The sequence below is a fragment of the Allobosea sp. 2KB_26 genome, assembly GCF_052115715.1.
In the GTDB taxonomy this organism is placed as follows: domain Bacteria; phylum Pseudomonadota; class Alphaproteobacteria; order Rhizobiales; family Beijerinckiaceae; genus Allobosea.
In genome coordinates this window covers 1-1,202 of the sequence record NZ_JBFRHE010000055.1, presented here as the reverse complement: position 1 = coordinate 1,202, position 1,202 = coordinate 1, and the positions used below count along the sequence as shown (strand labels likewise).

General features: G+C 63.4%; 1 protein-coding gene. It reads left to right on the top strand.

Features of this window, described 5'->3' with window-relative positions; genetic code table 11:
* Window positions 1-1,202: FMN-binding glutamate synthase family protein (locus AB4099_RS35170; RefSeq protein ID WP_441481501.1), on the top strand; the 1,202-nt coding region annotated here is incomplete at both ends.

The following is a 1,202-nucleotide window of genomic DNA, read 5'->3' as shown; positions in this document are numbered from 1 at the left end:
CGGCAGGACCGCGCCCTGGTCTACCGGCGCGCCAAGGGCGACGAGGACAAGCTGCCYTTTGGCACCTCTGAGAACGTCTACGGTTCCGGCTATGCGTGGTTGACCCATTCGGCCGCGCCGACGGCCATTGTCGACACCGATTTTCGCGTCCGGATCGGCGGACCTGCCTGCAGGCRTCCCTACGAGGCCAGCATCTACAACATCTCGGCCATGAGTTTCGGCTCGCTCTCCGCCAAYGCCATTCTGGCGCTCAACACTGGCGCGAGGAAGGGCGGCTTCGCACATGACACCGGCGAAGGCAGCATCAGCCGCTATCACCGGCAAGGYGGCGGGGACCTGATYTTCCAAGTGGCGTCGGGCTATTTCGGCTGCCGCARCGAAGATGGCAGCTTCTCTCCCGAACGTTTTGCGGAACTGGCTGCTGATCCGCAGATCAAGATGATCGAAATCAAACTCAGCCAAGGCGCCAAACCGGGTCATGGCGGCATGCTGCCRGCTTCCAAGATCTCACCCGAGATCGCCGAGGCGCGAGGCATTGCGATGGGCGTAGACTGCATATCGCCTGTGGCCCACAGCACCTTTTCCACCCCGACGGGGCTGATGCAATTCGTCGGTGAACTGCGCGAGCTTTCCGGCGGCAAGCCGGTCGGCCTCAAGCTTTGCATCGGCCATCGCCGCGAATTCATGAGTATGGTCAAGGCCATGCTYAACACCGGCATCGTACCCGATTTCATTGTCGTGGACGGCGCGGAGGGTGGCACTGGCGCCGCTCCCGTCGAATTCGCCAACCGCGTCGGCATGCCGATGCTGGAAGGGCTGACCTTCGTCCACAACACGCTGCGGGGCGCCGGCATCCGCGATCAGGTCAGGATCGGGGCGGCTGGCAAGATTGTGTCAGCCTTCGACATCGCCCGCACGCTCGCGCTCGGGGCGGACTGGTGCAACGCGGCGCGCGGCTTCATGTTCGCAATCGGCTGCATCCAGGCCCAGTCTTGCCACACCAATCGCTGCCCAGTCGGTATCGCGACACAGGACCAGCGCCGCCAGAGCGCGATAGATGTCGGTGACAAGAGCGACCGCGTCGCGCGCTTTCATCGCAACACCATGCACGCGCTCGGCGAAATCGCGGGTGCGGCGGGCCTCAGCCATCCCAGCGACTTCATGCCCTATCACTTCATGTTCAGACAGAAGGACAACGAGTT